At 53.4% G+C, this 24,320-nt stretch carries 12 protein-coding genes, 1 tRNA gene and 1 CRISPR repeat array; of the genes, 12 read left to right on the top strand and 1 reads right to left on the bottom strand.

Annotation, left to right across the window (positions count from 1 at the left end):
* The first annotated feature begins 83 nt into the window (after positions 1 to 83).
* Positions 84 to 158 (top strand) — tRNA-Glu (locus tag C4885_RS10425).
* Positions 159 to 679: 521 nt separating this feature from the next.
* Here C4885_RS10425 and C4885_RS10415 read toward each other — a convergent pair.
* Positions 680 to 2,005, bottom strand: a complete 1,326-nt coding sequence (locus C4885_RS10415; protein WP_114000284.1) for an SH3 domain-containing protein — start codon at positions 2,003 to 2,005, stop codon at positions 680 to 682.
* Positions 2,006 to 2,247: 242 nt separating this feature from the next.
* Here C4885_RS10415 and cas3 point away from each other — a divergent pair, with 242 nt between their 5' ends.
* The 11 genes from cas3 (at position 2,248) to C4885_RS10360 (ending at position 24,194) form a co-directional block, all read left to right on the top strand.
* A complete protein-coding gene (gene cas3 / locus C4885_RS10410; RefSeq protein ID WP_114000283.1) occupies positions 2,248 to 4,401 on the top strand; it encodes a CRISPR-associated helicase Cas3' in 2,154 nt (717 codons plus the stop codon).
* A gap of 239 nt (positions 4,402 to 4,640) precedes the next feature.
* Entirely contained in the window at positions 4,641 to 5,285 is a 645-nt protein-coding gene (cas5c, locus tag C4885_RS10405) for a type I-C CRISPR-associated protein Cas5c (RefSeq protein WP_371681657.1), read from the top strand.
* On the top strand, positions 5,282 to 7,018 hold the full coding sequence (gene cas8c / locus C4885_RS10400; RefSeq protein WP_114000281.1) for a type I-C CRISPR-associated protein Cas8c/Csd1: 1,737 nt from the start codon (positions 5,282 to 5,284) through the stop codon (positions 7,016 to 7,018). Before cas5c ends, cas8c begins: the two co-directional genes overlap by 4 nt.
* 2 nt (positions 7,019 to 7,020) lie before the next feature.
* On the top strand, positions 7,021 to 7,917 hold the full coding sequence (gene cas7c / locus C4885_RS10395) for a type I-C CRISPR-associated protein Cas7/Csd2 (RefSeq protein WP_114000280.1): 897 nt from the start codon (positions 7,021 to 7,023) through the stop codon (positions 7,915 to 7,917).
* Complete coding sequence (gene cas4, locus C4885_RS10390; RefSeq protein WP_114000279.1) at positions 7,917 to 8,579, top strand: CRISPR-associated protein Cas4; 663 nt, start codon at positions 7,917 to 7,919, stop codon at positions 8,577 to 8,579. Before cas7c ends, cas4 begins: the two co-directional genes overlap by 1 nt.
* Complete coding sequence (cas1c, locus tag C4885_RS10385) at positions 8,576 to 9,607, top strand: type I-C CRISPR-associated endonuclease Cas1c (protein WP_114000278.1); 1,032 nt, start codon at positions 8,576 to 8,578, stop codon at positions 9,605 to 9,607. The genes cas4 and cas1c overlap by 4 nt, the downstream gene beginning before the upstream one ends.
* A gap of 9 nt (positions 9,608 to 9,616) precedes the next feature.
* Positions 9,617 to 9,907 (top strand): CRISPR-associated endonuclease Cas2, encoded by a 291-nt coding sequence (gene cas2 / locus C4885_RS10380; RefSeq protein WP_114000277.1) that lies wholly within the window; start codon positions 9,617 to 9,619, stop codon positions 9,905 to 9,907.
* A 170-nt stretch (positions 9,908 to 10,077) separates the two neighbouring features.
* Positions 10,078 to 16,787: a CRISPR direct-repeat array (repeat unit 33 nt; unit sequence GTCGCTCTCCGCAAGGAGAGCGTGGATAGAAAT).
* 190 nt (positions 16,788 to 16,977) lie between these two features.
* The gene (locus tag C4885_RS10375; protein WP_114000276.1) at positions 16,978 to 17,298 is read left to right on the top strand and encodes a metal-sensing transcriptional repressor; all 321 of its coding nucleotides are present in this window, start codon (positions 16,978 to 16,980) and stop codon (positions 17,296 to 17,298) included.
* A 717-nt stretch (positions 17,299 to 18,015) separates the two neighbouring features.
* Positions 18,016 to 20,532, top strand: a complete 2,517-nt coding sequence (locus C4885_RS10370) for a heavy metal translocating P-type ATPase (protein WP_114000275.1) — start codon at positions 18,016 to 18,018, stop codon at positions 20,530 to 20,532.
* Positions 20,533 to 20,806: 274 nt separating this feature from the next.
* A complete protein-coding gene (locus tag C4885_RS10365) occupies positions 20,807 to 21,727 on the top strand; it encodes an AraC family transcriptional regulator (RefSeq protein ID WP_114000274.1) in 921 nt (306 codons plus the stop codon).
* Positions 21,728 to 21,764: 37 nt separating this feature from the next.
* Positions 21,765 to 24,194: a hypothetical protein gene (locus C4885_RS10360; RefSeq protein WP_114000273.1), complete on the top strand. Its 2,430-nt coding sequence runs from the start codon at positions 21,765 to 21,767 to the stop codon at positions 24,192 to 24,194.
* Positions 24,195 to 24,320 lie beyond the last annotated feature (126 nt).

Here is a 24,320-nt window from a genome sequence, read left to right as displayed (position 1 = left end):
CAGAAGTTAAGCTCACTTGTGCCGAAGATAGTTGGCTGGAAACGGCCTGTGAAAATAGGTAGATGCCGGCTTCTCTTTTTTATGGCCCGTTGGTCAAGCGGTTAAGACAGCGGCCTCTCACGCCGTTAACGTGGGTTCGATTCCCGCACGGGTCACCAGGAAGAGCACCATAGCGTAAGCTAAGGTGCTTTTTTGTATGTCTAAAACCACTCGCTAGGCGAGTGGTTCGATAAAGATTATATCGATGAGTAATGAAACTCAAACGAAGAATTTTGGAATAGTACCAGTGGGGCAATTCCAGACTGGGTTATTGGCGTATCGCCGGTAGTCCTGTATTAAAAGGTTCCATTGCAAACGAAAGACTCGCAGAAGCAGGATATTTTAGTATCCTCAGGCGCTACTACGAGTCCTTGCACTTATGCGGTTGAACCGCCGTGTACCGGTCGGTACGCACGGTGGTGTGAGAGGTCGGCTCTTTAGTTAAGAGAGCCTCCTACGCGATTCTTTTAGGTAAAAAAGCAAACAAACAGAACACTTCATTCAAATGCATATAGCGGCTATTTATTTCATACAGAGACAAATAGCGGCACAGAACAGATATAATAGAAGAAGCTATAAAAAGCAGGTATTCACGTGGAGGACGATATCGTTTCTACATGAACACCTGCTTTTTTATTTATTATTTACTGGTGGAATAAATAGTGGTAGCCAAGTATTCATCACTGACCCAACCATAAATCCCACTGTAATATACAACAACCCAGTCAGGCACATTGCTGCTATAGCCGCATTCCCATACGATGATACCGTAGGGGATATTATCCATTTTTTCATAATTTGTACCGGGACCTTTACGCATAACCAGCCCATGATCAGCAGTGGTGTAGGTACAAAGGCTATCAATTCGGCTAAGCGTTACATCTGGTGCAACGCATCCATCCGGCAGAATAACGTTGGCATTGTTTTCGGTATAATCCTGTACTTGCAGCAAGCCCCAAAGGCCATTCTGTTTTGCCCATACGCAGCCATCGCGCGCGGGGGCTAAATCTTCATATTGCCCAGCGGAAATTATCTCATTGCCGTAAACATCCAGAACTAGCTTTTGTCCGGATTGATTTTTCACAACTACCATGCCAGATAAGTCTGCGTAAGGATATTCAACAGTTTCGTTCATGATGGACAAACTCATCTGCGGCTGATAAATGCAGGGGATTACTAAAGCACCGCTTTGGTCGCAATATCCCCAGTTACCGGCTGCATCCTTTACCGCGATTAAAGATTCACCGGCCATGCAGGCATCCTGGTAGTCGAAATCGGTTAAAATTGTACCGCTTTTATCCGCAACGGCAAAAGGTGCAGAATTGTCAACAAGATAACCGGCATATTCATCATCCCAAATGCCTTGCTGGATGCCAACCAAATCAGGAGCATACACCTGTTCGATGGGCGTGCCACTAAATGTATAGACACCAATAGCAGAACGGTAAATCTGGCTGTCACCTAAAATCCACTGGATGCCATACCCGCCGTGCCCGCCCAGCATGGTTGTAAAAGGCATTTGTTGGGCAACCAGCTCCTGGTTAATCTGTTCTTCCAGGGCATTCAGCTTCTGGTAATCGTATGTATCATCTACCCCAATGGAGAGCTCGTGCTCACCATACAGGTACGGGATGCTTTCTGACAAATCTTCCAGAAAAGCATTACAGTTGGCAGCATTAAACAGGCTCCAGCGTTCGCCCTTGCGCACAGCGTACAGATTTCGGGCAGCGGCGTAACCGGCAGTGTGGGTTTCGCGGGAGAAGAGAGGAATCATCTCGTCAAAATCATATTGCGGCGGTAACTTCCAGTTGGCATTGCTAGTGGATGGTATAGCTGTGGCAACAGCTTCACTGGTCGGGGAAAGAGCAGCGGAGGAAGCAGGTTTATTTTCTGGCGCTGCAGCACAAGCGGTAAGTATTATTGCGGTGATAACACTGGCGAAAAATGAGAATAACTTCCTTTTCATGGCTTTTCACTCCTTGCGTAAATGATTTTTCGGTAAGATGAAGAAGTAATATAAGAAAGTGAATTCATAAACCCTATAATATCTTATTTTATCAAAAATATCGGCTAATGGGAATAGCTAACAATTCTACATGGATAAATTTGGATAGTATGACAAAGATTGCAGAACTGGAGTGAAAGTCCGAATTATGGGATGAGTGATCTGCTATAATAGAGAAAAGCAAGACGGAAGGGAGTTTGATTATGCACCAGGAGAAAAAGATGCTGGCTCATATCAGTGAAGACGGAACCCGCGTCCAAACGGTAGCGGACCATTTGCAGGGAACGGCAGTCCTATGTGGGCAATTTGCAGCAGCCTTTGATGCCCAGCAACAGGGAACTTGGCTTGGATTACTGCATGATATTGGTAAATATAGTACAAAGTTTCAAAAGCGCCTGCAAGGTGGAGAGAAAGTGGATCACTCAACGGCTGGTGCACAGGTGGCTGCCCGATATGGTCAAATCCCACTGGCTTTTGCTATTGCGGGACACCATAGCGGCCTGCCGGATGGAGGAGGCCGAAGCGATACCGCGCAGGATGCGACAATGTTTGGGCGATTGAAAAAGAGCGTTGAACCCTATACCCAATGGACGAATGAGATTAAACTGCCGTCCATACCGCCCCAGCCGGAAATGATGAAGGAAAATCGTTTTACACAGGCATTTTATACCCGGATGTTGTATTCCTGCCTGGTCGATGCGGACTATCTGGATACGGAAAACTTTATGAGCAGCCCTAAAGCGCGCGGACAAGGCCAGACAATGGATGAACTGCTGAAAAGGTTGAACCAATATACCGCAAAATGGAGCCATCCCCAGGGAACCTTGAATCAGCGCCGCAGTTCAATTTTGAGTGCCTGTACAACGGCAGGGCAAACAGGGCGGCGCGGCCTTTATTCCCTGACCGTTCCTACAGGCGGGGGAAAAACGGTAGCGTCATTGGCATTTGCGCTTTCGCTAGCTGTAAAGAACCATATGGACCGGGTTATTTATGTGATCCCTTATACATCCATTATTGACCAGACCGCGGATGTGTTTTCGGAAATATTAGGAGCAGAAAATGTTTTGGAACACCATTCAGGGGTGGACTACTCTGCCAAGGAAGATGATGAGCCGGCAGCCTACCGCAAAGCATTGGCGGCGGAAAACTGGGATGCTCCGGTGGTGGTTACCACATCCGTGCAATTCTTTGAATCACTTTACGGCAACCATGCGTCACAATGCCGTAAATTACATAACATTGCAAATAGCGTGGTCATTTTTGACGAAGCACAAAACCTGCCGGTTCCTTATTTGCGCCCCTGCGTTGCGGCAATCGCGCAGCTGGTACAGCATTACCGCGCAGCAGCGGTGCTTTGCACGGCCACACAACCAGCTTTGCAGCCCTTGTTTGATGAACTGGCGCCTGGGCTGCAGATGACGGAACTTTGCCCACATCCCAAAGAGCAATATCAGGCATTCCGGCGTACAACGCTAAAAATGCGCGGAGGGTTGGAACAAAGCCAGCTTGGTGCAGAACTGGCAGCGCAGGAACAAGTGCTGTGTATTGTAAACCGGAGAAAAACAGCACAGGAATTATACAACAACCTGCCCAAAGAGGGCGGCTACTGCCTGACAACATTGCTATACCCAGCCCATCGCAAACAGTTATTGCAGAAAATCCGGGAACGCTTAAAAGATGGGCTGCCCTGCCGTGTGATATCAACTTCTTTGATCGAAGCGGGTGTTGATGTGGATTTCCCGGCTGTGTACCGCGAGGAAGCAGGTCTGGATTCCATTTTGCAGGCGGCGGGGCGCTGCAATCGAGAGGGAAGACGCCCGGCGGAGCAGAGCTTGGTACAGATTTTCACATTGGAAGGGCAGCATGTACCGCGCATGCTGGAACAGAATGTATCCGCAACGCAAAGCGTCCTGAAAAAATATGCAGATCTGGCATCTCTGGAAGCAATCGAAACATACTTTCTGTTTTACCGTACCTTAAAAGGAGATAAAAGACTGGATGAACAGCAAATTCTGCAAGGGTTCGAGCAGGATATGGAAGGGCGCATTTTCCCCTTTGCAACAGCGGCAGAGAGGTTCCGCTTAATTGAAACACCTGCCGTGACCGTATACATTCCCCAAGGGAAAGGGGAACATTTGCTTGCACGATTGCGTGCAGGAGAGGTAAGCAAAACTTTGTTCCGTCAACTGGGGCAATATGGTGTTCCGGTTTACCCGGATCATCTGAAAACGCTGGAGAATGCCGAGGCAGTTTGCCAAATCAGTGAAGGCATATGGGAATTAACGGACGGAAGCCTTTACGATAACAACACGGGCCTTGCTATGGAAGCTGAAACGGGAGCAGCCTGGTTTGCATAAAGCAAAAGCGGCAGGGAGCCTGCCCTGCCGCTTTTGTGCACTAAAGTAAAATCAACTATTTCTATCCACGGCATAAGCTGCCGACGCAACTTATTATAAAAGAAAACCGGATGAAAAGCAAACAAAAAGTATACATGATAAAAGGATTGACATTTGGTGCCAAGTAGCGTATATTGAAACTATAGCAAAGATGTAAATTAAAAACAACTGAAAATAGAAATGCAAAGGAGTTGATGCAGATGATCCAGCTGGAAGTATGGGGGAATTATGCTTTGCTCTCGAGGCCTGAGCTAAAAGTCGAAAGGGTTTCATATGAAGTCCTCACCCCTTCCGCGGCACGCGGCATAGTAGAAGCAATCTATTACCACCCCGGCTTACGGTGGAAAATCCGGAAAATCTATGTTATGAACCCAATCCGCTTTACCAACATCCGTCGGAACGAAGTAAAAAGCAAAATTCTTTGTTCCGATGTACGCAGCGCGATGCAGGGAACAGGGAAAGAGCTTTACCTTGCCACGCCCCAGCAGATCGTTCAGCGTGCAGCCATGGTGTTGCAGGACGTTCATTATGTGATTGAGGCAGAATTTGAGATGACTGACCGTGCGGCACCGAGCGACAATCCGGGAAAGTTCCAGGATATTGTTACCCGGCGCATGTCTAGGGGCCAGTGTTTTCATACTCCCTATCTTGGGTGCCGTGAATTTCCTGCCGCATTCCGCGCATGGCCCGGCGGGCCAATCCCGACCATTGAGGAAACACGGGATTTGGGATTCATGCTATATGACTTTGACTACACTGACCCGCAGAACATAACCCCGATGTATTTCCATGCAAAATTGGAACATGGTGTGTTGAATGTGGCAGACTGCGAGGTGTACCGATGATTTTACAGGCTTTGGTACAATACTATGAAGATTTGCTGGCCAATGGCAAAATCACGCGCCCCGGTTGGACAAGCGCAAAAGTCAGTTGGGCTTTGGAACTGGATGAAAACGGCCAACTGATGGCATTGCACCCCTTGCAGCAAGAGGAAAAGCGCGGTAAAAAAACAGTGCTTGCCCCATGTCAGCTGCAAGTTCCGGAACAGGTTAAACGTTCTAGTGGTGTGGCAGCCAATTTTTTGTGTGATAACAGTGCTTACATGCTCGGCATTGACGGAAAAGGCAAACCGGAGCGTGCAATGCAGTGCTTTGCCGCTGCAAAGGAGCTGCATCTTGCCATTTTACAAAATGTTCCCGGTCAGGCGGCACAGGCAGTGCGGAACTTTTTTATAAACTGGGACCCCAAGGCGGCGGAGCAGAATCCAGCGCTGGAACAAAGTCTCAAGGAACTTTACAAGGGTGGCAATCTGGTATTTCTGATTCGGGAAAACTATGTTCAGGACGATCCGGAAATACAGGAAGCCTGGCAGCGGCAGTGTGATAAGAACACGGATGCACCGGAAATCCGATGCCTGGTTACAGGGCAAAAGGCACCGCTTGCCCGCCTGCACCCGGCGATTAAAGGCGTGACCGGGGCACAGTCTTCCGGCGCATCGATTGTTTCTTTTAATGCGGATGCTTTTTGCTCATACGGACATGAACAGGGGGGCAATGCGCCGGTTGGCAGTTATGCGGCCTTTGCCTATGCACAGGCATTAAACTATCTGCTGGCAGACAGGGAACATGTTCAGCGCGTGGGCGATACCACCATTGTCTGCTGGGCAGCAGGTGGTGAGACCGCCTACCAGCAGGTAGCAATGGATGCATTGTTTGCCATGGATGCGCCTGTCAGAGAAAGCGATGTGCGAAATGCAGTGGACAAGCTGGTCCATGGACAGAGTGTAGAGTGGCAGAACGTGACACTTGACCCACAAAGGCACTTTTATGTGCTTGGCTTGGCCCCTAATGCGGCGCGCCTCTCGGTTCGCTTTTTCTGGCAGGATACATTTCAAACGCTGCTTGATAATGTGCAGAAGCATTATGACCGCTTAGAGATTGTGCGCCCCTCTTATGATAAATTCCCGCGGCTGGGGGTGTATTGGCTGCTGCAGGAAACTGTCAACACCAATTCCCGCAACCCATCGGCAGCACCGCAGCTGGCAGGCGATGTCTTGCGTGCAATCCTGAATAATACAAGGTACCCGGCAACCCTGCTGGATGGCGTTATGATGCGTATCCGCGCAGAGCAAAAAGTAACACGCGGCCGTGCCGCTATTATAAAAGCATACTACCTGCGTAATGAAGATCCCCGTTGCCCAAAGGAGGTATTAACAGTGGAAAATAACAAGGAAACAAATTATCAACCGTATGTTATGGGTCAGCTTTTTGCTGTGCTGGAAGCAATCCAGATGGCGGTAAACCCGGATATCAATACAACCATCAAAGACCGCTATTTTAATGCGGCGGCATCCACCCCAGCTACTGTATTCCCGACAATTCTGATGCTGGCACAAAAGCATATGCAAAAAATGAGCAAGCCACAAAAGATTTATTACGATAAGCAGATCGCAGCCTTGGCAGGCGGCAAATTAGAAGGAAGCTTCCCAGCACGGCTGACTCTGCCGGAACAGGGTTCTTTTATTCTCGGCTATTATCATCAAACACAGGAACGCTATACAAAGAAAGTGGAGGAATAACAATGGCACAGGCAATCAAAAACCGGTATGATTTTGTAATTCTGTTTGACGTTGAAAATGGAAATCCGAACGGCGATCCGGATGCAGGCAACATGCCGCGCGTTGACCCGGAAACGGGATATGGCATTGTTACAGATGTCTGCTTAAAGCGTAAGATTCGCAACTATGTCGAAGTGGCCAAAGAAGATGAAGCAGGATACCAGATTTACATTAAAGATCAGGTCCCCCTGAACCGCAGCGATAAAAAAGCACTCGAATACTTGGGCATTGATGCTGATGCCAAAGATGCCCTGAAAGTCGCCAAGAAAGATGACCCGGAGTTGGACCGTAAAATCCGGGATTTTATGTGCCAAAATTTCTATGATATCCGTACCTTTGGCGCTGTTATGACAACTTTCGTAAAAGGCGCACTGAATTGCGGGCAGGTACGCGGCCCTGTTCAGTTGAGCTTTGCACGCTCGGTGGATCCTGTCCTCCCGCAGGAAGTAACCATCACTCGTATTGCCATTACAACGGAAGCGGATGCGGAGCGTAAAGGCACCGAGATGGGCCGCAAGTATGTGATCCCGTATGGCTTATACCGTGCAGAGGGTTACATTTCTGCCAACCTTGCCCGCAAAACTACAGGATTCTCAGAGGATGACCTGCAGCTGCTGTGGCAGGCAATCCTGAATATGTTTGAAAATGACCACAGTGCAGCCCGCGGCAAAATGGCAGTTCGGGAACTGATCGTGTTCAAGCATGATTCGGAGCTGGGCAATGCGCCATCTTATAAACTTTTTGACGCAGTTCATGTCACACACGCAGAGAAAATCACTTTCCCGCGCAGCTACCATGACTATGTGGTGACCGTGGATGAAAATCTTCCGGCAGGGGTAACGTGTGAGAGGTTGTCGTAATGGTTTCCCCAGATGATTACCTGCTGATGTCCGGTATCCAGCATTTCAGCTTTTGCCGCCGTCAGTGGGCGCTCATACACCTGGAACAACAATGGTCCGAAAACCAACGCACCGCCGAAGGCCGCCTGCAGCATACCCGCTGCCATGATGTTACCCTGACGGAAAAACGCGGCGATTTGTTGATCGCCCGCGGTATGAGGGTCGTCAGCCACCGCTTAAAACTGACCGGCGACTGCGATGTGGTAGAGTTTCACAAGGATCCAAACGGCGTGTCATTGCAGGGCCGCCGCGGCCTGTGGCAGCCCATGCCCGTGGAATATAAGCATGGCCGCAGCAAGGTAAACGATGCCGACCGTTTGCAGCTCTGCGCACAGGCCATGGCGCTGGAAGAAATGCTGGTGTGCGAGGTGCCGGAAGGGGAAATCTTTTATGAAGAAACCCGGCAGCGTGAACATGTTTCCCTGACACCGGAACTGCGTAGCACAGCGCAGACCATGGCGGATGAGATGAACCGCCTGTTTGCGCGCGGCTATACCCCAAAAAGCAAACCCGGCAAGCATTGCAATGCCTGCTCACTGAAAGAGCTTTGCCTGCCGGCGCTGTATCAGCAGGCAGACCCGGCGGCGTATCTGCGGGAGCATATTGAGGAGGGCGCGCCATGAGAAAGCTGCTCAACACCCTGTTTGTCATCAATGAGGACGCTTACCTGACATTGGATGGCGAAAACCTTGTTGTTACCCGTAATAAGCAGGAAACCCACCGCTATGCCCTGCATACGCTGGAAGGCATCGTCTGCTTTACTTACGCGGGTGCCAGCCCCGCTTTGATGGGAGCTTGTGCCCGGCGGGGCATTGACCTTTGCTTTTTTGACCCGTATGGCAGATTTCAGGCCCGCACCGTGGGGGAAGAACGCGGCAATGTGCTGCTGCGTCAGACGCAGTACCGCGTGTCGGATGACCCGGCCCAGAGCTGTCGCTATGCCCGGAGCTTTATCCTTGGTAAAGTGTATAACGCACGCTGGGTGCTGGAACGCGCAACCCGCGATCATCCCCAGCGTGTCCCGGTCGAAAAACTGAAACGCACCTCCACCCAGCTGGCCGCCGCGCTGCCGCTGATACAGACCAGCGATGATCCGGAACAGCTGCGCGGCCTGGAAGGCGAGGCAGCCCAGCGCTACTTTGACTGCCTGAATGACCTGATTCTGCAGCAAAAGCAGGATTTTGTGTTTGAGGGCCGCAGCCGCCGTCCACCGCTGGACAATGTGAATGCGCTGCTTTCGTTTGCCTACAGCATGCTGGCGCGGGAGTGTGCATCCGCCTTGACCGCTGTGGGCCTTGACCCTTATGTTGGCTTTATGCACCGCCCGCGCCCCGGCCGCAAAAGTCTGGCACTTGACCTGATGGAAGAACTGCGGGCAGTTTATGCAGACCGGCTGGTCATCAGCTGCATCAATCAAAAGATCATCACGGCAAAACACCTGCAAAAACAGGAAAATGGTGCCGTACTGCTGACGGATGATGGCCGCAAAGCTTTCCTGACCGCATGGCAGAACAAAAAGAAGGAAGAGATCACCCATCCGTTTTTGAAAGAAAAACTGCCCTGGGGGCTGGTGCCCTATGTTCAGGCGCTTTTGCTGGCCCGTGCTTTGCGCGGCGACCTGGAAGTGTACCCACCGTTTTTCTGGAAGTGAGGTGCCGTTATGTTGGTGCTTGTAACCTATGATGTCAACACCGAAACAGCCGCCGGTCGTCGCAGGCTGCGCAAAGTAGCAAAAGTCTGTGTAGACTACGGCCAGCGGGTGCAAAACTCCGTATTTGAGTGCCTGCTGGATGCCGCGCAATACACGATGTTCAAAGCAAAATTGACCGAACTGATCGATTCGGAATCGGACAGCCTGCGCTTTTATCAACTGGGAAACCATTACAAAAGCAAAGTCGAGCATGTGGGTCTGCACCCGGATTTTGATCAGGATGGAATCTTGTTTGCTTAGTGCGAGGGGAAGGCAATCATAAAACTCCCGGTTCCTTCGCACCAGAAAATATGGAAAAAACAGGGGCAGAAAGGGTAAAATACAGCCTTGCCTGTCAGCATGAAGATGCAATCTCCATAAAATGTGTTTCATATGCGCAAAAGTGCCCCACTGTTTTGTGCACTTTTGCTGTCGCTCTCCGCAAGGAGAGCGTGGATAGAAATCAGAGCAACAGAAACGGACAAAACATCAAGCGCAGTCGCTCTCCGCAAGGAGAGCGTGGATAGAAATTGAAATTACACTGCAAACGGTGCTTCTTGTATCGTCGCTCTCCGCAAGGAGAGCGTGGATAGAAATGGATTGGGCTTCCGTTATTACTGCGATGACTTCGGTCGCTCTCCGCAAGGAGAGCGTGGATAGAAATATTACGATAACTACAATTTGCACTGCGTCGAAGAGGTCGCTCTCCGCAAGGAGAGCGTGGATAGAAATATCAAAGACGATGTATCATAAAGCATAAGAAAGAGTCGCTCTCCGCAAGGAGAGCGTGGATAGAAATATGTTGTGCTTGTCGTTCCGGCTGGTTGCTGGCTGTCGCTCTCCGCAAGGAGAGCGTGGATAGAAATAGGCAGCGCAATTAGTGGAAGCCGATACAGGCGAAGTCGCTCTCCGCAAGGAGAGCGTGGATAGAAATTCTTTTGGTCTATCTTGCATTGATTAGATATCTTGTCGCTCTCCGCAAGGAGAGCGTGGATAGAAATACGCTGCATGCAATGTTTTTTGTCTTTTTTTTCGTCGCTCTCCGCAAGGAGAGCGTGGATAGAAATGACGTACGTTACGCGGCTTCCCCGCGCCCAAGTGTCGCTCTCCGCAAGGAGAGCGTGGATAGAAATCCACACCAAAACCGGGAAAAGTCAAAGTAGTTGGTCGCTCTCCGCAAGGAGAGCGTGGATAGAAATATAATAAGAGTATGCTACTACACTTATTATAAAGTCGCTCTCCGCAAGGAGAGCGTGGATAGAAATGGCAGAATTATGAATGTTTTGAATGGATTAAAGCTGTCGCTCTCCGCAAGGAGAGCGTGGATAGAAATGGCAGAATTATGAATGTTTTGAATGGATTAAAGCGTCGCTCTCCGCAAGGAGAGCGTGGATAGAAATCGGCGCTAAAGCTGACAGCGTGTCACAATGGTCAGGTCGCTCTCCGCAAGGAGAGCGTGGATAGAAATAATCATGCCGCCGGTTGACACATCATCAGTCAAAGTCGCTCTCCGCAAGGAGAGCGTGGATAGAAATTTTCTGGCTCCGCCGACTATGTGGAGTACAACTACAGTCGCTCTCCGCAAGGAGAGCGTGGATAGAAATTGATTTTTCCGGGTCGGCTTGGGTACCTGAGTTGTCGCTCTCCGCAAGGAGAGCGTGGATAGAAATTCGGTCGCTTTTGTCTTCGGTTTTGGGGCTAAGGTCGCTCTCCGCAAGGAGAGCGTGGATAGAAATAGCAAAATCAACACCAGAGGAAGAAAAAAGGTGAAGTCGCTCTCCGCAAGGAGAGCGTGGATAGAAATGTTTTTCCCCACGTGTGTATACCTCCCTTAATCCGTCGCTCTCCGCAAGGAGAGCGTGGATAGAAATTAGCACACGGAGCCATCCGGGAAGGCCCAAACGCGTCGCTCTCCGCAAGGAGAGCGTGGATAGAAATCTGATCACTCTTGGTGGCTCCGTTGCTGGAAACTGTCGCTCTCCGCAAGGAGAGCGTGGATAGAAATCATGCTCTCCTCCAGCGGGATGATATGGTGCGCCGTCGCTCTCCGCAAGGAGAGCGTGGATAGAAATACCCTCATACCCACGTTGAGCAGCCATGCACATCCGTCGCTCTCCGCAAGGAGAGCGTGGATAGAAATTTGGCGGTGCGTCCCGGTGTTGATCCGGGCGGCATGTCGCTCTCCGCAAGGAGAGCGTGGATAGAAATCGAAGCACCCACAATACAAGCTGATAAGCATGCTGTCGCTCTCCGCAAGGAGAGCGTGGATAGAAATATTACTTTGCCCGTTTTTATACCTTGTCGGATCCGGTCGCTCTCCGCAAGGAGAGCGTGGATAGAAATCTCTGGTGGGGCGTTCGCAAGGCCGTTGGCTCTCGTCGCTCTCCGCAAGGAGAGCGTGGATAGAAATATCGCGGACTGCCAGTTGCCAGCAACGGAGCCACCGTCGCTCTCCGCAAGGAGAGCGTGGATAGAAATTCATTTAATCCCCAGCAAAGGCACCTTCCGAAGCGTCGCTCTCCGCAAGGAGAGCGTGGATAGAAATCCTCCCATTGAATAATGTCACGAACAGGGGGCCAAGTCGCTCTCCGCAAGGAGAGCGTGGATAGAAATCAAAGAGCTGTCCATTTTGTCACGCTATCAGCTGTCGCTCTCCGCAAGGAGAGCGTGGATAGAAATCAAGTATGCATTGTAACTGGCTGATTGCTCCAACAGTCGCTCTCCGCAAGGAGAGCGTGGATAGAAATGATGTTATCCGCCCGGCTATTGATGTATTTTTGGCCGTCGCTCTCCGCAAGGAGAGCGTGGATAGAAATCAGAGAATTGCAAAACCTTTTCGCGAACAATTTAAAGTCGCTCTCCGCAAGGAGAGCGTGGATAGAAATTATAAAGAAAGGCCGGGCCAGAAGGCCCGGCCAAGTCGCTCTCCGCAAGGAGAGCGTGGATAGAAATGCATGGGCACAGAATCCGGCGAGCGTGTATACATCGTCGCTCTCCGCAAGGAGAGCGTGGATAGAAATCTCTTGAATAGTGTCAAAAATGCCCATGATAAATACGTCGCTCTCCGCAAGGAGAGCGTGGATAGAAATTGCACTGATGTCCAGATCGTTGGCCTGGGCCAGCGTCGCTCTCCGCAAGGAGAGCGTGGATAGAAATCACAAGGTTCTGGGCGGTCGATCCGCGCACGGCCGTCGCTCTCCGCAAGGAGAGCGTGGATAGAAATGTTGCGCAGGATGTCGTACAGGCTGTTTTTGCCGAGTCGCTCTCCGCAAGGAGAGCGTGGATAGAAATTTTTTGCTGTCCGCGAAAACATGGCGGACGAAGAGTCGCTCTCCGCAAGGAGAGCGTGGATAGAAATTGGCCAGCGAGGTTTTGCTCTTACCCTGACCTACGTCGCTCTCCGCAAGGAGAGCGTGGATAGAAATGCTTATCACGTCGCTACTGGTTCAAGCAGCTGTAGTCGCTCTCCGCAAGGAGAGCGTGGATAGAAATCTGGTTTTCCGTCACGCACACCCACTTGATTGGGGTCGCTCTCCGCAAGGAGAGCGTGGATAGAAATAATGGCTGCGGCGATCCCCGCCCGGCTGTGCCCATGTCGCTCTCCGCAAGGAGAGCGTGGATAGAAATTTTCGTCCTTTTGGCTCCCTTTTGGCGTCAGTCGTCGCTCTCCGCAAGGAGAGCGTGGATAGAAATTTGTGCCGCTGCGCTGCCCCGTGCTATAATTGCCCGTCGCTCTCCGCAAGGAGAGCGTGGATAGAAATAGCCTCCCACGGCTGCGGCACCCCCCATCGTTCCGTCGCTCTCCGCAAGGAGAGCGTGGATAGAAATGGCTTAAAGAAATGGGAAATATTACGGAGATCATGTGTCGCTCTCCGCAAGGAGAGCGTGGATAGAAATATTCACGCGCAAAACTTTTGCGTATGTGTCATGTCGCTCTCCGCAAGGAGAGCGTGGATAGAAATCCCTGCCCTGGCCGTGAAAGAATGGGACGACGGCGTCGCTCTCCGCAAGGAGAGCGTGGATAGAAATTTTTTGCTGTCCGCGAAAACATGGCGGACGAAGAAGTCGCTCTCCGCAAGGAGAGCGTGGATAGAAATTGTGTCGGATTCTCTTCCGGCGCTAAAGCTGATAGCGTCGCTCTCCGCAAGGAGAGCGTGGATAGAAATTTGGCTTGGCATTGCATAAGAGAAGAAGTATCAGTCGCTCTCCGCAAGGAGAGCGTGGATAGAAATTACTGTTGATGAGGTGCAGGCCGATGAAGGACAGGTCGCTCTCCGCAAGGAGAGCGTGGATAGAAATACTACTTTGCCCGTCTTTTATGCCTTCTCAAAAATTGTCGCTCTCCGCAAGGAGAGCGTGGATAGAAATATCAAAGAGGATGTATCATAAAGCATAAGAGAGAGTCGCTCTCCGCAAGGAGAGCGTGGATAGAAATTTTTGCGATTTTTAAGCCGCAAATATTGACGTGAGGTCGCTCTCCGCAAGGAGAGCGTGGATAGAAATTAAGAACGAAGCCGCCGCCGCCACAGGCGGGGCAGTCGCTCTCCGCAAGGAGAGCGTGGATAGAAATTAAGAACGAAGCCGCCGCCGCCACAGGCGGGGCAGTCGCTCTCCGCAAGGAGAGCGTGGATAGAAATTAAGAACGAAGCCGCCGCCGCCACAGGCGGGGCAGTCGCTCTCCGCAAGGAGAGCGTGGATAGAAATTAAGAACGAAGCCGCCGCCGCCACAGGCGGGGCAGTCGCTCTCCGCAAGGAGAGCGTGGATAGAAATAGCTGGGCAGCCCGCGCACGGGTTGCCCAGTATGTCGCTCTCCGCAAGGAGAGCGTGGATAGAAATCCTTAAGATGTATGGGCAGCTGCACCAAGTCGTGGTCGCTCTCCGCAAGGAGAGCGTGGATAGAAATATACCTTAGTAACAACTCACGTCAATATTTGCGGCTGTCGCTCTCCGCAAGGAGAGCGTGGATAGAAATAAGGATATGAGCCGCGCAGATGCTGTTGCTATCTGTCGCTCTCCGCAAGGAGAGCGTGGATAGAAATAGGTCATTTCCGCGGCGGAACACTTTGACGCCACTGTCGCTCTCCGCAAGGAGAGCGTGGATAGAAATAGCCAAAGAGGGTGCGGAAGTCGCAAAACAGGCGGGTCGCTCTCCGCAAGGAGAGCGTGGATAGAAATGCTACAATACAGCTCTGCCGCAATGTCGGCGTTGTGTCGCTCTCCGCAAGGAGAGCGTGGATAGAAATAGCCGGGCAGCCCGCGCACGGGTTGCCCAGGATGGGTCGCTCTCCGCAAGGAGAGCGTGGATAGAAATTGGGCGCAAAATAGTGCGTGAGTTGTTACTAAGGTAGTCGCTCTCCGCAAGGAGAGCGTGGATAGAAATCTTATACACCGCGCCGCGCGTGCGATGCTTGCGGGCGTCGCTCTCCGCAAGGAGAGCGTGGATAGAAATGGGCCTTTGGCCCTCAGCGGCCCTCGCGCGCACGTCGCTCTCCGCAAGGAGAGCGTGGATAGAAATGGGCCTTTGGCCCTCAGCGGCCCTCGCGCGCACTGTCGCTCTCCGCAAGGAGAGCGTGGATAGAAATCATCTGGATGACGTGGACGGCGGCGACTTAGTGCGTCGCTCTCCGCAAGGAGAGCGTGGATAGAAATAACGGCGTGGTTGCGCTCCACATGTTAGTATAGCAGTCGCTCTCCGCAAGGAGAGCGTGGATAGAAATGCGGCCTGGACTGGCTGTCTGCGTGAGATGCACCAGTCGCTCTCCGCAAGGAGAGCGTGGATAGAAATGTCAGGCTGATCGTACCGGAACTCACCGTGATGTTGGTCGCTCTCCGCAAGGAGAGCGTGGATAGAAATCCATGTGGTTTATGTGATTTGTTGACAACAACCGTCGCTCTCCGCAAGGAGAGCGTGGATAGAAATTCCCGCCCGCCGGGCATGGCGGTCTATTGCCGCCCGTCGCTCTCCGCAAGGAGGGCGTGGATAGAAATTACCTGGATTTGGTCAGCGGCGAATTGCGGATTAAGTCGCTCTCCGCAAGGAGGGCGTGGATAGAAATCACCGCACCCGTGTTTGCGTGGTGGCCGGGCGGCCTGGTCGCTCTCCGCAAGGAGGGCGTGGATAGAAATCGCAGGCCGTCCGTGTCAATGCTGCCCTGCGCAATGTCGCTCTCCGCAAGGAGGGCGTGGATAGAAATACCGTCTGCCAATGGAAATACCGATTGGAGTTTGCGGTCGCTCTCCGCAAGGAGGGCGTGGATAGAAATAATGAGTTTCAGCTCCGCACACTGACGCATAATGTCGCTCTCCGCAAGGAGAGCGTGGATAGAAATGCGTATCCATTGAGGCCCGCCTGGCGCATGATTGTCGCTCTCCGCAAGGAGAGCGTGGATAGAAATCTGTAATGACATCAAAAATCGTCTTAAAGAAACTTGTCGCTCTCCGCAAGGAGAGCGTGGATAGAAATTGCCGCGTCAGGCTGTGCCCCATCTGCCAATGGCGGTCGCTCTCCGCAAGGAGAGCGTGGATAGAAATGTGTGGCGGGGGCTGGGGCAGCGCCCCAGATTGGCGTCGCTCTCCGCAAGGAGGGCGTGGATAGAAATTCAAAGATGTATCTTTTGATGAGATGCAAGATCGTCGCTCTCCGCAAGGAGAGCGTGGATAGAAATCAGCGGACTGCCGGTTGCTTACCGGTCGTGGCCGGGTCGCTCTCCGCAAGGAGAGCGTGGATAGAAATTGAAAGCACGGTATATTGAGGATCGCACTAACCGGTCGCTCTCCGCAAGGAGAGCGTGGATAGAAATTATCAGAGGGGAGATGTTTGAATATGCAAAGAAACGTCGCTCTCCGCAAGGAGAGCGTGGATAGAAATGGCTTTTGCGCGGTCTGTGTGGGCTGTTTCTGGCGTCGCTCTCCGCAAGGAGAGCGTGGATAGAAATGGCTCGGCAAACAGTATCTAGGCCAGAAAGATCAAGTCGCTCTCCGCAAGGAGAGCGTGGATAGAAATTCGGCGTAGGGGGTGAAACCGTCGGCCAAGGTACTGTCGCTCTCCGCAAGGAGATCGTGGATAGAAATTGGGAAATGGATACTGTAATAGGCAAAAGCGCCGGTGTCGCTCTCCGCAAGGAGAGCATAAAATGTTTCTCTTTCTGACTGTTCAGGGCGGTTTTGTTCATGCGGATATCCGCTTTAATTTTAAAAATTGCTATAGTAAAAAGCTCTCGCATAAAATAATATAAAAATATTATATTATCTACTTGACAAGGTACCCCGGCGGGGTATATAGTGAATATACCCCGCCGGGGTACCTTGCATGTGATGGGAGGGTAACATAATGCAGGAAAACGAAAAGAAGGAACCGTGTTGCTGCTGTGCACACAAAACAAAGCATCGCAGTGAAGAAGAGTATAAAAGCCTGGTCCACAGACTGAACCGGATCGAAGGGCAGATTCGGGGCATCCGTGGGATGGTGGAAAACGAAGTGTATTGTCCGGATATTCTGGTGCAGTCGGCGGCGGTAACGGCGGCGATGAACGCGTTCAACCGTGAGCTGCTGGCAAACCATATCCGCACCTGTGTGGCGGATGGTATCCGTGCCGGGAATGACGAAGTTGTGGATGAGCTGCTGAAAACGCTGCAGAAACTGATGAAATAAGCATTGCCTGCACAAAATAGCAGAAGCAGAACATGAAATAAATGCACGAGTGTTTGAGCCAGCAAAAATGCCATGCCAGTGCCCAGTACGATTGTTTTTCTGTTCACAAACATCGGTAAAAGTTTGTGTAACATTACCAGAGCCATGAATAAATTCCAGTCATTCCCTGTGAGAGGGTGTGGATAGAAATGCCGCATCGGCCTTGGTTGCCCCCAACGTATCGCTCTCCGCAAGGAGAGTGTGGATAGAAATGGTAACCTCAATAATACGTCGAATGGCAGGCTAGCCGCTCACCAAAAGGGGAGTAAGGATATGGCAACACCGCACAATTCCCGCCTTGCGGCTTAAGCACCGCACCGGCAGCTGCGGCATGGCATCTGCGTTGCCAAAATGCTCGATAATGTCGGGTTGCGGTACCCGCATCGTGCTTCGGGGGCAAAAGCCCCTCGCACTCTGCGACCGCTGCCCCTGCTTCGGTTCGCTGTTTCCGCCACTGGCGGCGCTCACCTTTGCAGCATCCAGTATTATCTGCGCTTTTGGCTTGGCATCTGCCGCACCTCGCTCGCCGTATCGGCACTTAGAATTATGCGGTATTGCCATAGAAACAACTCAAACATCAACAACCCGTGTTCAAACACCAAAGCGAAACCACTCACCAATCATCACACAAGAATTATAGAATCACCACCGCAAAAGAGAGGAAACCGGAGGAAAGAAGTGGAACAATATAACGTAACCGGGATGAGCTGCGCCGCGTGCAGTGCCCGGGTGGAAAAAGCCGTCAGCAAAGTGCCGGGCGTAACATCCTGCTCGGTCAGCCTGCTGACCAACTCAATGGGTGTGGAGGGCACCGCCGCTCCGGCAGATATTGTGGCCGCAGTGGAAGCCGCAGGCTATGGCGCAAGCCCTAAAAACGCTGCCGCCCAGTCCGCCGCGCCGTCAGCAGATGCCTTAAAAGATACCGAGACCCCGCGCCTCAAACGCCGCCTGATTGCCTCGCTGATCTTCTGGGTGGTGCTGATGTACTTCTCCATGGGGCACATGCTATGGAGCTGGCCGCTGCCGGGCTTTATGCAGGGCAACCATGTGGCAATGGGTATTTTACAGATGCTGCTCACCATTATCATCATGGTCATCAACCAAAAGTTCTTTATCAGCGGCTTTAAGGCGCTGTGGAACCGTGCCCCCAATATGGATACCCTGGTATCCCTTGGCGCTACCGCGGCCTTTGGCTACAGCACTTACGCTCTGTTTGCCATGACGGTGGCCCAGGTGCAGGGGGATGCCATGGCCGTGATGGGCTATATGGAGGAGTTTTATTTTGAATCCGCCGCAACCATCCTGACCCTGATCACGGTGGGCAAAACGTTGGAAGCCCGCTCCAAGGGCAAGACCACCGATGCCCTGAAAGGCCTGATGAACCTGGCCCCCAAAACCGCAACGCTGCTGCGCAATGGGGCGGAAGTTACCGTTCCCATCGAACAGGTGCAGCAGGGCGATGTGTTTGTGGTGCGTCCCGGCGAGAATATCCCCGTTGACGGCGTGGTGCTGGAAGGCAGCAGCGCGGTGAACGAATCGGCCCTGACCGGTGAGAGCATCCCGGTGGATAAGGCCGAAGGCGACAGCGTGAGCGCCGCAACCCTGAACCAATCCGGCTTTTTGCGCTGCCGTGCCACCCGCGTGGGTCAGGATACCACGCTGGCTCAGATCATCCAGATGGTCAGCGATGCCGCAGCCACCAAGGCACCCATTGCCAAAATTGCAGACCGCGTCTCCGGTGTGTTTGTGCCGGTGGTGATCACGCTGGCCGTTATCACCACCATCGTGTGGCTGCTGGCAGGGCAGACGGTCGGTTTTGCCTTGGCCCGCGGTATTTCGGTGCTGGTCATCAGCTGCCCCTGCGCGCTGGGCCTGGCAACGCCGGTTGCCATTATGGTTGGCAATGGTGTGGGCGCTAAAAACGGCATTCTCTTCAAAACCGCGGTTTCGCTGGAGCAGACCGGTAAAACCGAGATCGTTGCCCTGGATAAAACTGGCACCATCACCAGCGGCGAGCCGCGCGTGACGGATATCCTGCCCGTAGACGGTGTGACGGAGCAGGTACTAATGAGCCTTGCCGCTGCCTTGGAGCAGAAGAGTGAACACCCGCTGGCCCGCGCTGTGCTGCAAAAGGCACAGGAGGATAACCTGCCCCCCGCCGATGTGGCAGATTTCCAGGCTCTGCCCGGCAACGGCCTGACGGCTGTGCTGAACGGCAGTACCCTGTACGGCGGCAACGCCAAGCTGATGCAGACCCTTGGCGTGGCGGTGCCGCAAAAGATGGCATCCAGCGCCGAAGCACTGGCCGCCCAGGGCAAGACCCCGCTGTTCTTTGCCAAGGATGGCACCATGCAGGGCGTTATCGCGGTGGCGGACGTCATCAAGGAGGACAGCCCGCAGGCTGTGCGTGAACTGCAGGGCATGGGCATCCGTGTTGTGATGCTGACCGGCGATAACGAGCGCACCGCCAAAGCCATTGGTGCACAGGCCGGTGTGGACGAAGTGATTGCCGGTGTGCTGCCCGATGGCAAGGAAACTGTGATCCGCAGCCTGAAAAACAAGGGACGCGTGGCCATGGTGGGCGATGGCATCAACGATGCACCGGCCCTGACCCGCGCGGATGTCAGTATTGCCATTGGCGCCGGTACGGATGTTGCGATTGACGCCGCTGACGTTGTGCTGATGAAGAGCCGCCTGAGCGATGTGCCCGCCGCCATCCGCCTGAGCCGCGCTACCCTGCACAATATCCACGAAAACCTGTTCTGGGCCTTTGCCTACAATGTGTTGGGCATCCCCCTGGCGGCAGGTGTCTTTATCCCGCTGCTGCACTGGCAGATGAACCCGATGTACGGCGCTGCGGCCATGAGCCTGTCCAGCTTCTGCGTGGTTTCCAACGCATTGCGGCTGAACCTGTTCGATATTCGCAGCACCAAACATGACCATAAACGCAAAGCACACAAAACAAGCAAAAAGGAGAACACGACCATGAATAAGACCATTAAAATTGAAGGCATGATGTGCGGCCATTGCGAAGCAACCGTGAAAAAGGCACTGGAAGCGCTGGACGGTGTTTCCGCCGCCGAGGTAAGCCACACCGCCGGTACCGCTGTTGTAACGCTGGATAAGCCGGTGGATGACACTGTGCTGAAAAAAGCCGTTGAGGACAAAGATTATACCGTGACCGGCATTGAATAATCCCGGCTCAAAAGCAAAGGAATAAGCATGAAAGCGCCCGCACGCTGCCTTGCAGCAGGCGGGCACTTTTTTGTTGTGGCCCCGCGGTAAAACAGAAAAGCTGAAAAAACATTTTGATAAGAATTCTAATATTATTTGCAAAAATCATAACAGAAGGATAACAAAACAATATGATTTGGCCAGTTGCACTTGCACTATAGTGGATAATATTATACAATCCACATAAAAGATGGGTGCGCCCGTCTTACCCAGCCAACACGAGGGGACAACACAGATGTATATCAATTTTGGTTCCATCAACAGCCGCCAGGCTGCGGACGGCAGCTGTACTGCACCGCTTACAGTGGATTCCTGCGGAACATGCCGATTGAAAAAGCACGCCAGCCTGCCAACTATTACGCGGTATGATGAAAATGCGTATCAGCTGTTTTATATCGCTGCGGGCAAGGCGCACTTCTGGTTTGATGATGCCGAGCATGTGGTAACAGCGGGTCATATGGTGCTGTACCGCCCGCAGGAAGAGCGCCGCTATATCTACTATCTTGAGGACCACCCGGAGGTGTTCTGGGTCTATTTTTCCGGCAGCGAGGCCGCTGCAGTGCTGCAGGCGCATGAGATTCCGCTGGATGGCCATGTGTTTTACAGCGGCATTATGCCGGAGTACAAAAATACTTTCCGCCGCATGATCCAGGAATTGCAGCTCTGCCAGTACGCCTATCGGGATTATACGGCAGGGCTGTTCCAGATGATGCTGGTGCTGGTCAGCCGCCAGCGGCAGGAACGGCGGTCGATCAGCGGCACCACGCGGGAGCAGATCGAAGCCGCAGCCGCCTATTTTAACGAGAATTATACTGCCCGCATCAATGTGGATGAATACGCCGAGTCCCTGCACATGAGCACGGCATGGTTCATCCGCAGCTTCAAACAGTATGTGGGCTTGTCGCCCGCACGGTATATCCAGTCGCTGCGTATCGTCAATGCACAGCGCTTGCTGGAACGCACCAAATACAGCATCGGTGAAGTTTCCGAGATCGTCGGGTATGATAACCCGCTGTATTTCAGCCGTGTGTTCAAAAAGGAAACCGGGCTTTCCCCCGCGCAGTACCGCAAAGCGGAGCGGGCAGGCGAACAGCCGTCTGACCCGCAGGAAGAGGACGCCTGCACCCCCAATATCGACAAAAACCGCAATTCATAGTATAATACCCCCATACACTTTGGTATGGGGGCTTTTTATGTTTGCAGCAGCAATTTGTGTCAGCATCCTGTTGGGGGTGCTGGTTTGGGCACTGCCGGGGCGGCTGTGCGACCGCAGGGCAACCCATGCGGATGTACTGGCCGGGCCGGGCATTGTGCTGGCAGTGTGGATCATCGCAGCATGTGTGTTTGCCCAGCCGGGGCTGGCGCAGGGGTTTGATCTGTTCCGCCTGCTGGCCATCAATGGGGCGGCACTGTGGGCCTGCGGCACTGTGTTGTTACTCCGCCTGCGCAGCGGGCGGCGGTACCGCACACTTTGGACGGTTGCTGCGCTGCTGATTGCCGCCATCGGCCTGGAAGTATTCGTGGGCAACGCACCCTATTTTGCAACCCACAGCTACCAGCCCGTTGACCTGCGCACCTATTTGCAGGATGCCCCGGCGGATGGGGAGCCGATTGCTTTGAACGATGCGCACAGTACCCTTACCTTTACCGGCATCCATCAGCCGCTGTATAACGTTGCGCTGGATGGCGTTGTCTACCAGTATGACGGCAACTATCCGCAGGATCAGAACCCGCTGTTTATCCTGTGGGTGTCCGGTACCGACGAAGCCAGCACCGCCCCGCGCCAGAGCTGGCAGTGGCAGGCGGCCCCGCGAGCGGCACGCAGCCTGGTGCGCACGCTGGATTTTTCCGGCGCGGTGGATACCCTGACCCTGCAAGCGGAGGGCTATAGCGGAGAGTACCGCAGTTATGACCTGAACTATACCGTGCAGGCGGTTCTGGCCAATGTACCCCGCCCGATGGATTTCTCGCTGCTGCGGCTGGCAGTGGTGTATCTGGCACTGCTGGCCTTGTGGGGGCTGCGCCCCGGCGCTGCCGCGTGGCACGAAGCCTACCTGACTCACCGCGCCAAATACCGCCCGGCGGTGCTGGTGCTGGGCTGCATGCTCTGCCTGCTGGCCGCAGCGGCCCCCTTTGCCGATGCCCGCAACTCCGGCGTAGCGACCTCGTTTTATAATGTCGAAAACTGGGACGGCGAAAGCCGCATCACCTTCACCCAGCATATCAGCGATTGGCAGAATGATTCCGCTGCGCAGTACGGCGCTCTGGCCCACAGCCTGCTGAATGGCCGCCTGGATCTGCAGCGCGACCCGCCCGCCGCCATGGCGGAGATGCAGAACCCTTACGATACCGCCGCCCGTCAGAGCGCGGCCCCGGATGCTTTGTGGGATGTTGCTTATTATCAGGGGCGGTACTATGTTTACTTTGGCATTGTGCCGTGCCTGCTGTTCCAGCTGCCGTTTGAGCTGCTGACCGGCGTACCGGACCTGCCGCCCAGCTTGGCCATGATCGTGATGGCCTGGCTGCTGATTTTGGCAGTGTTTGGTTTGGTGCGGCAGGCTGCGCAGCGCTGGTTTCCGTCCGCCTCAGCGGCGGCCTGCCTGCTGGCTGCGGCGGGCATTGCGGGCGGCAGCCAGGTGTACTACCTGCTGCTGCGCCCCTCGGTGTATGAATACGCCATCCTGTGCGGCGCGGCATTTGTGCTGCTGGCCCTGTGGCAGTGGCTGTGCGCCGCCAACACCCCGGTGCAGCACCATGGCAAAATCATGCTGCACATGGCGCTTGGCAGCCTGTGCATGGCGCTGGTGGCGGGATGCCGCCCCCAAATGGAGCTGTTTGCCGTGCTCTGCCTGCCGATCTTCTGGCCGCAGTATATCCGGCAAAAACGCTTGCGCAGCAAGCAGGGAATAACCGAAGCCATCGCCTTTGTTCTGCCGGTTATTCTGGTAGCCCTGGGGCTGATGGCCTACAATGCCGCGCGGTTCGGCTCGCCGTTTGATTTTGGCGCCAATTACAACCTGACCAGCAACGATATGACCCACCGCGGCTTCCGCATTGGGCGGCTGGCCCCGGCGTTGTTCACCTATTTCCTGTCCCTGCCGGTGGTGCAGGCGGTGTTCCCCTACCTGGCGGGTACCAAAATGCAGACAAACTTTATGGGTATGACCATTACCGAAGTATTTTACGGCGGTGCCCTGGTCAGCCTGCCGCTGCTGTGGGCCTTTGCGGCCCTGCCTTTGCTGCGCCGCCGTATGGCAAGGCAGAAAGACCTGCGCGCCATGGTGCTGCTGCCCGTGCTGCTGGCTGTTATTCTGGCCGCGTTGGACTGCCAGATGGCCGGTGTGCTCTACCGCTATCTCAGCGACTATTTAACCCCGTTGCTGTTCGCCGCCGCATTGGTCTGGCTGTGGGCCGAAAGCGCCCTTGCCCCGCGTGTGCAGGCCGCCGCATCGGGCAGCATCCTGCATACCGTGCAGCACATGCTGCAGGGGGCGATGCTGGCAGCTGTTGCCATGGGGATCTGTTACAGCTTCTGTGTCTACTTTGCTGCGGAACCGGGCCTTCTGGGCCAGAATCCCGCGCTGTACCAGAATGTCAGCCGTCTGGTGCAGTTCTGGCTGTAAAATCAGGGCGAAAACAAAATTCAGCAAAATTCAAATTAGGGCAATACCGCACAATTCCCGCCTTGCGGCTTAAGCACCGCTCCGGCAGCTGCGGCACGGCATCTGCGTTGCCAAAATGCTCGATAA

Source organism: Subdoligranulum sp. APC924/74, assembly GCF_003324125.1.
In the GTDB taxonomy this organism is placed as follows: domain Bacteria; phylum Bacillota; class Clostridia; order Oscillospirales; family Ruminococcaceae; genus Gemmiger; species Gemmiger qucibialis.
Note: the sequence above shows the minus strand (reverse complement) of the source record. Positions and strands in the feature narration are given on the sequence as shown.

Bases quoted from the DNA above. Each gene is read 5' to 3' on its own strand.
- C4885_RS10415 (WP_114000284.1), bottom strand. From the start codon at position 2,005: ATGAAAAGGAAGTTATTCTCATTTTTCGCCAGTGTTATCACCGCAATA.
- cas3 (WP_114000283.1), top strand. From the start codon at position 2,248: ATGCACCAGGAGAAAAAGATGCTGGCTCATATCAGTGAAGACGGAACC.
- cas5c (WP_371681657.1), top strand. From the start codon at position 4,641: ATGATCCAGCTGGAAGTATGGGGGAATTATGCTTTGCTCTCGAGGCCT.
- cas8c (WP_114000281.1), top strand. From the start codon at position 5,282: ATGATTTTACAGGCTTTGGTACAATACTATGAAGATTTGCTGGCCAAT.
- cas7c (WP_114000280.1), top strand. From the start codon at position 7,021: ATGGCACAGGCAATCAAAAACCGGTATGATTTTGTAATTCTGTTTGAC.
- cas4 (WP_114000279.1), top strand. From the start codon at position 7,917: ATGGTTTCCCCAGATGATTACCTGCTGATGTCCGGTATCCAGCATTTC.
- cas1c (WP_114000278.1), top strand. From the start codon at position 8,576: ATGAGAAAGCTGCTCAACACCCTGTTTGTCATCAATGAGGACGCTTAC.
- cas2 (WP_114000277.1), top strand. From the start codon at position 9,617: ATGTTGGTGCTTGTAACCTATGATGTCAACACCGAAACAGCCGCCGGT.
- C4885_RS10375 (WP_114000276.1), top strand. From the start codon at position 16,978: ATGCAGGAAAACGAAAAGAAGGAACCGTGTTGCTGCTGTGCACACAAA.
- C4885_RS10365 (WP_114000274.1), top strand. From the start codon at position 20,807: ATGTATATCAATTTTGGTTCCATCAACAGCCGCCAGGCTGCGGACGGC.
- C4885_RS10360 (WP_114000273.1), top strand. From the start codon at position 21,765: ATGTTTGCAGCAGCAATTTGTGTCAGCATCCTGTTGGGGGTGCTGGTT.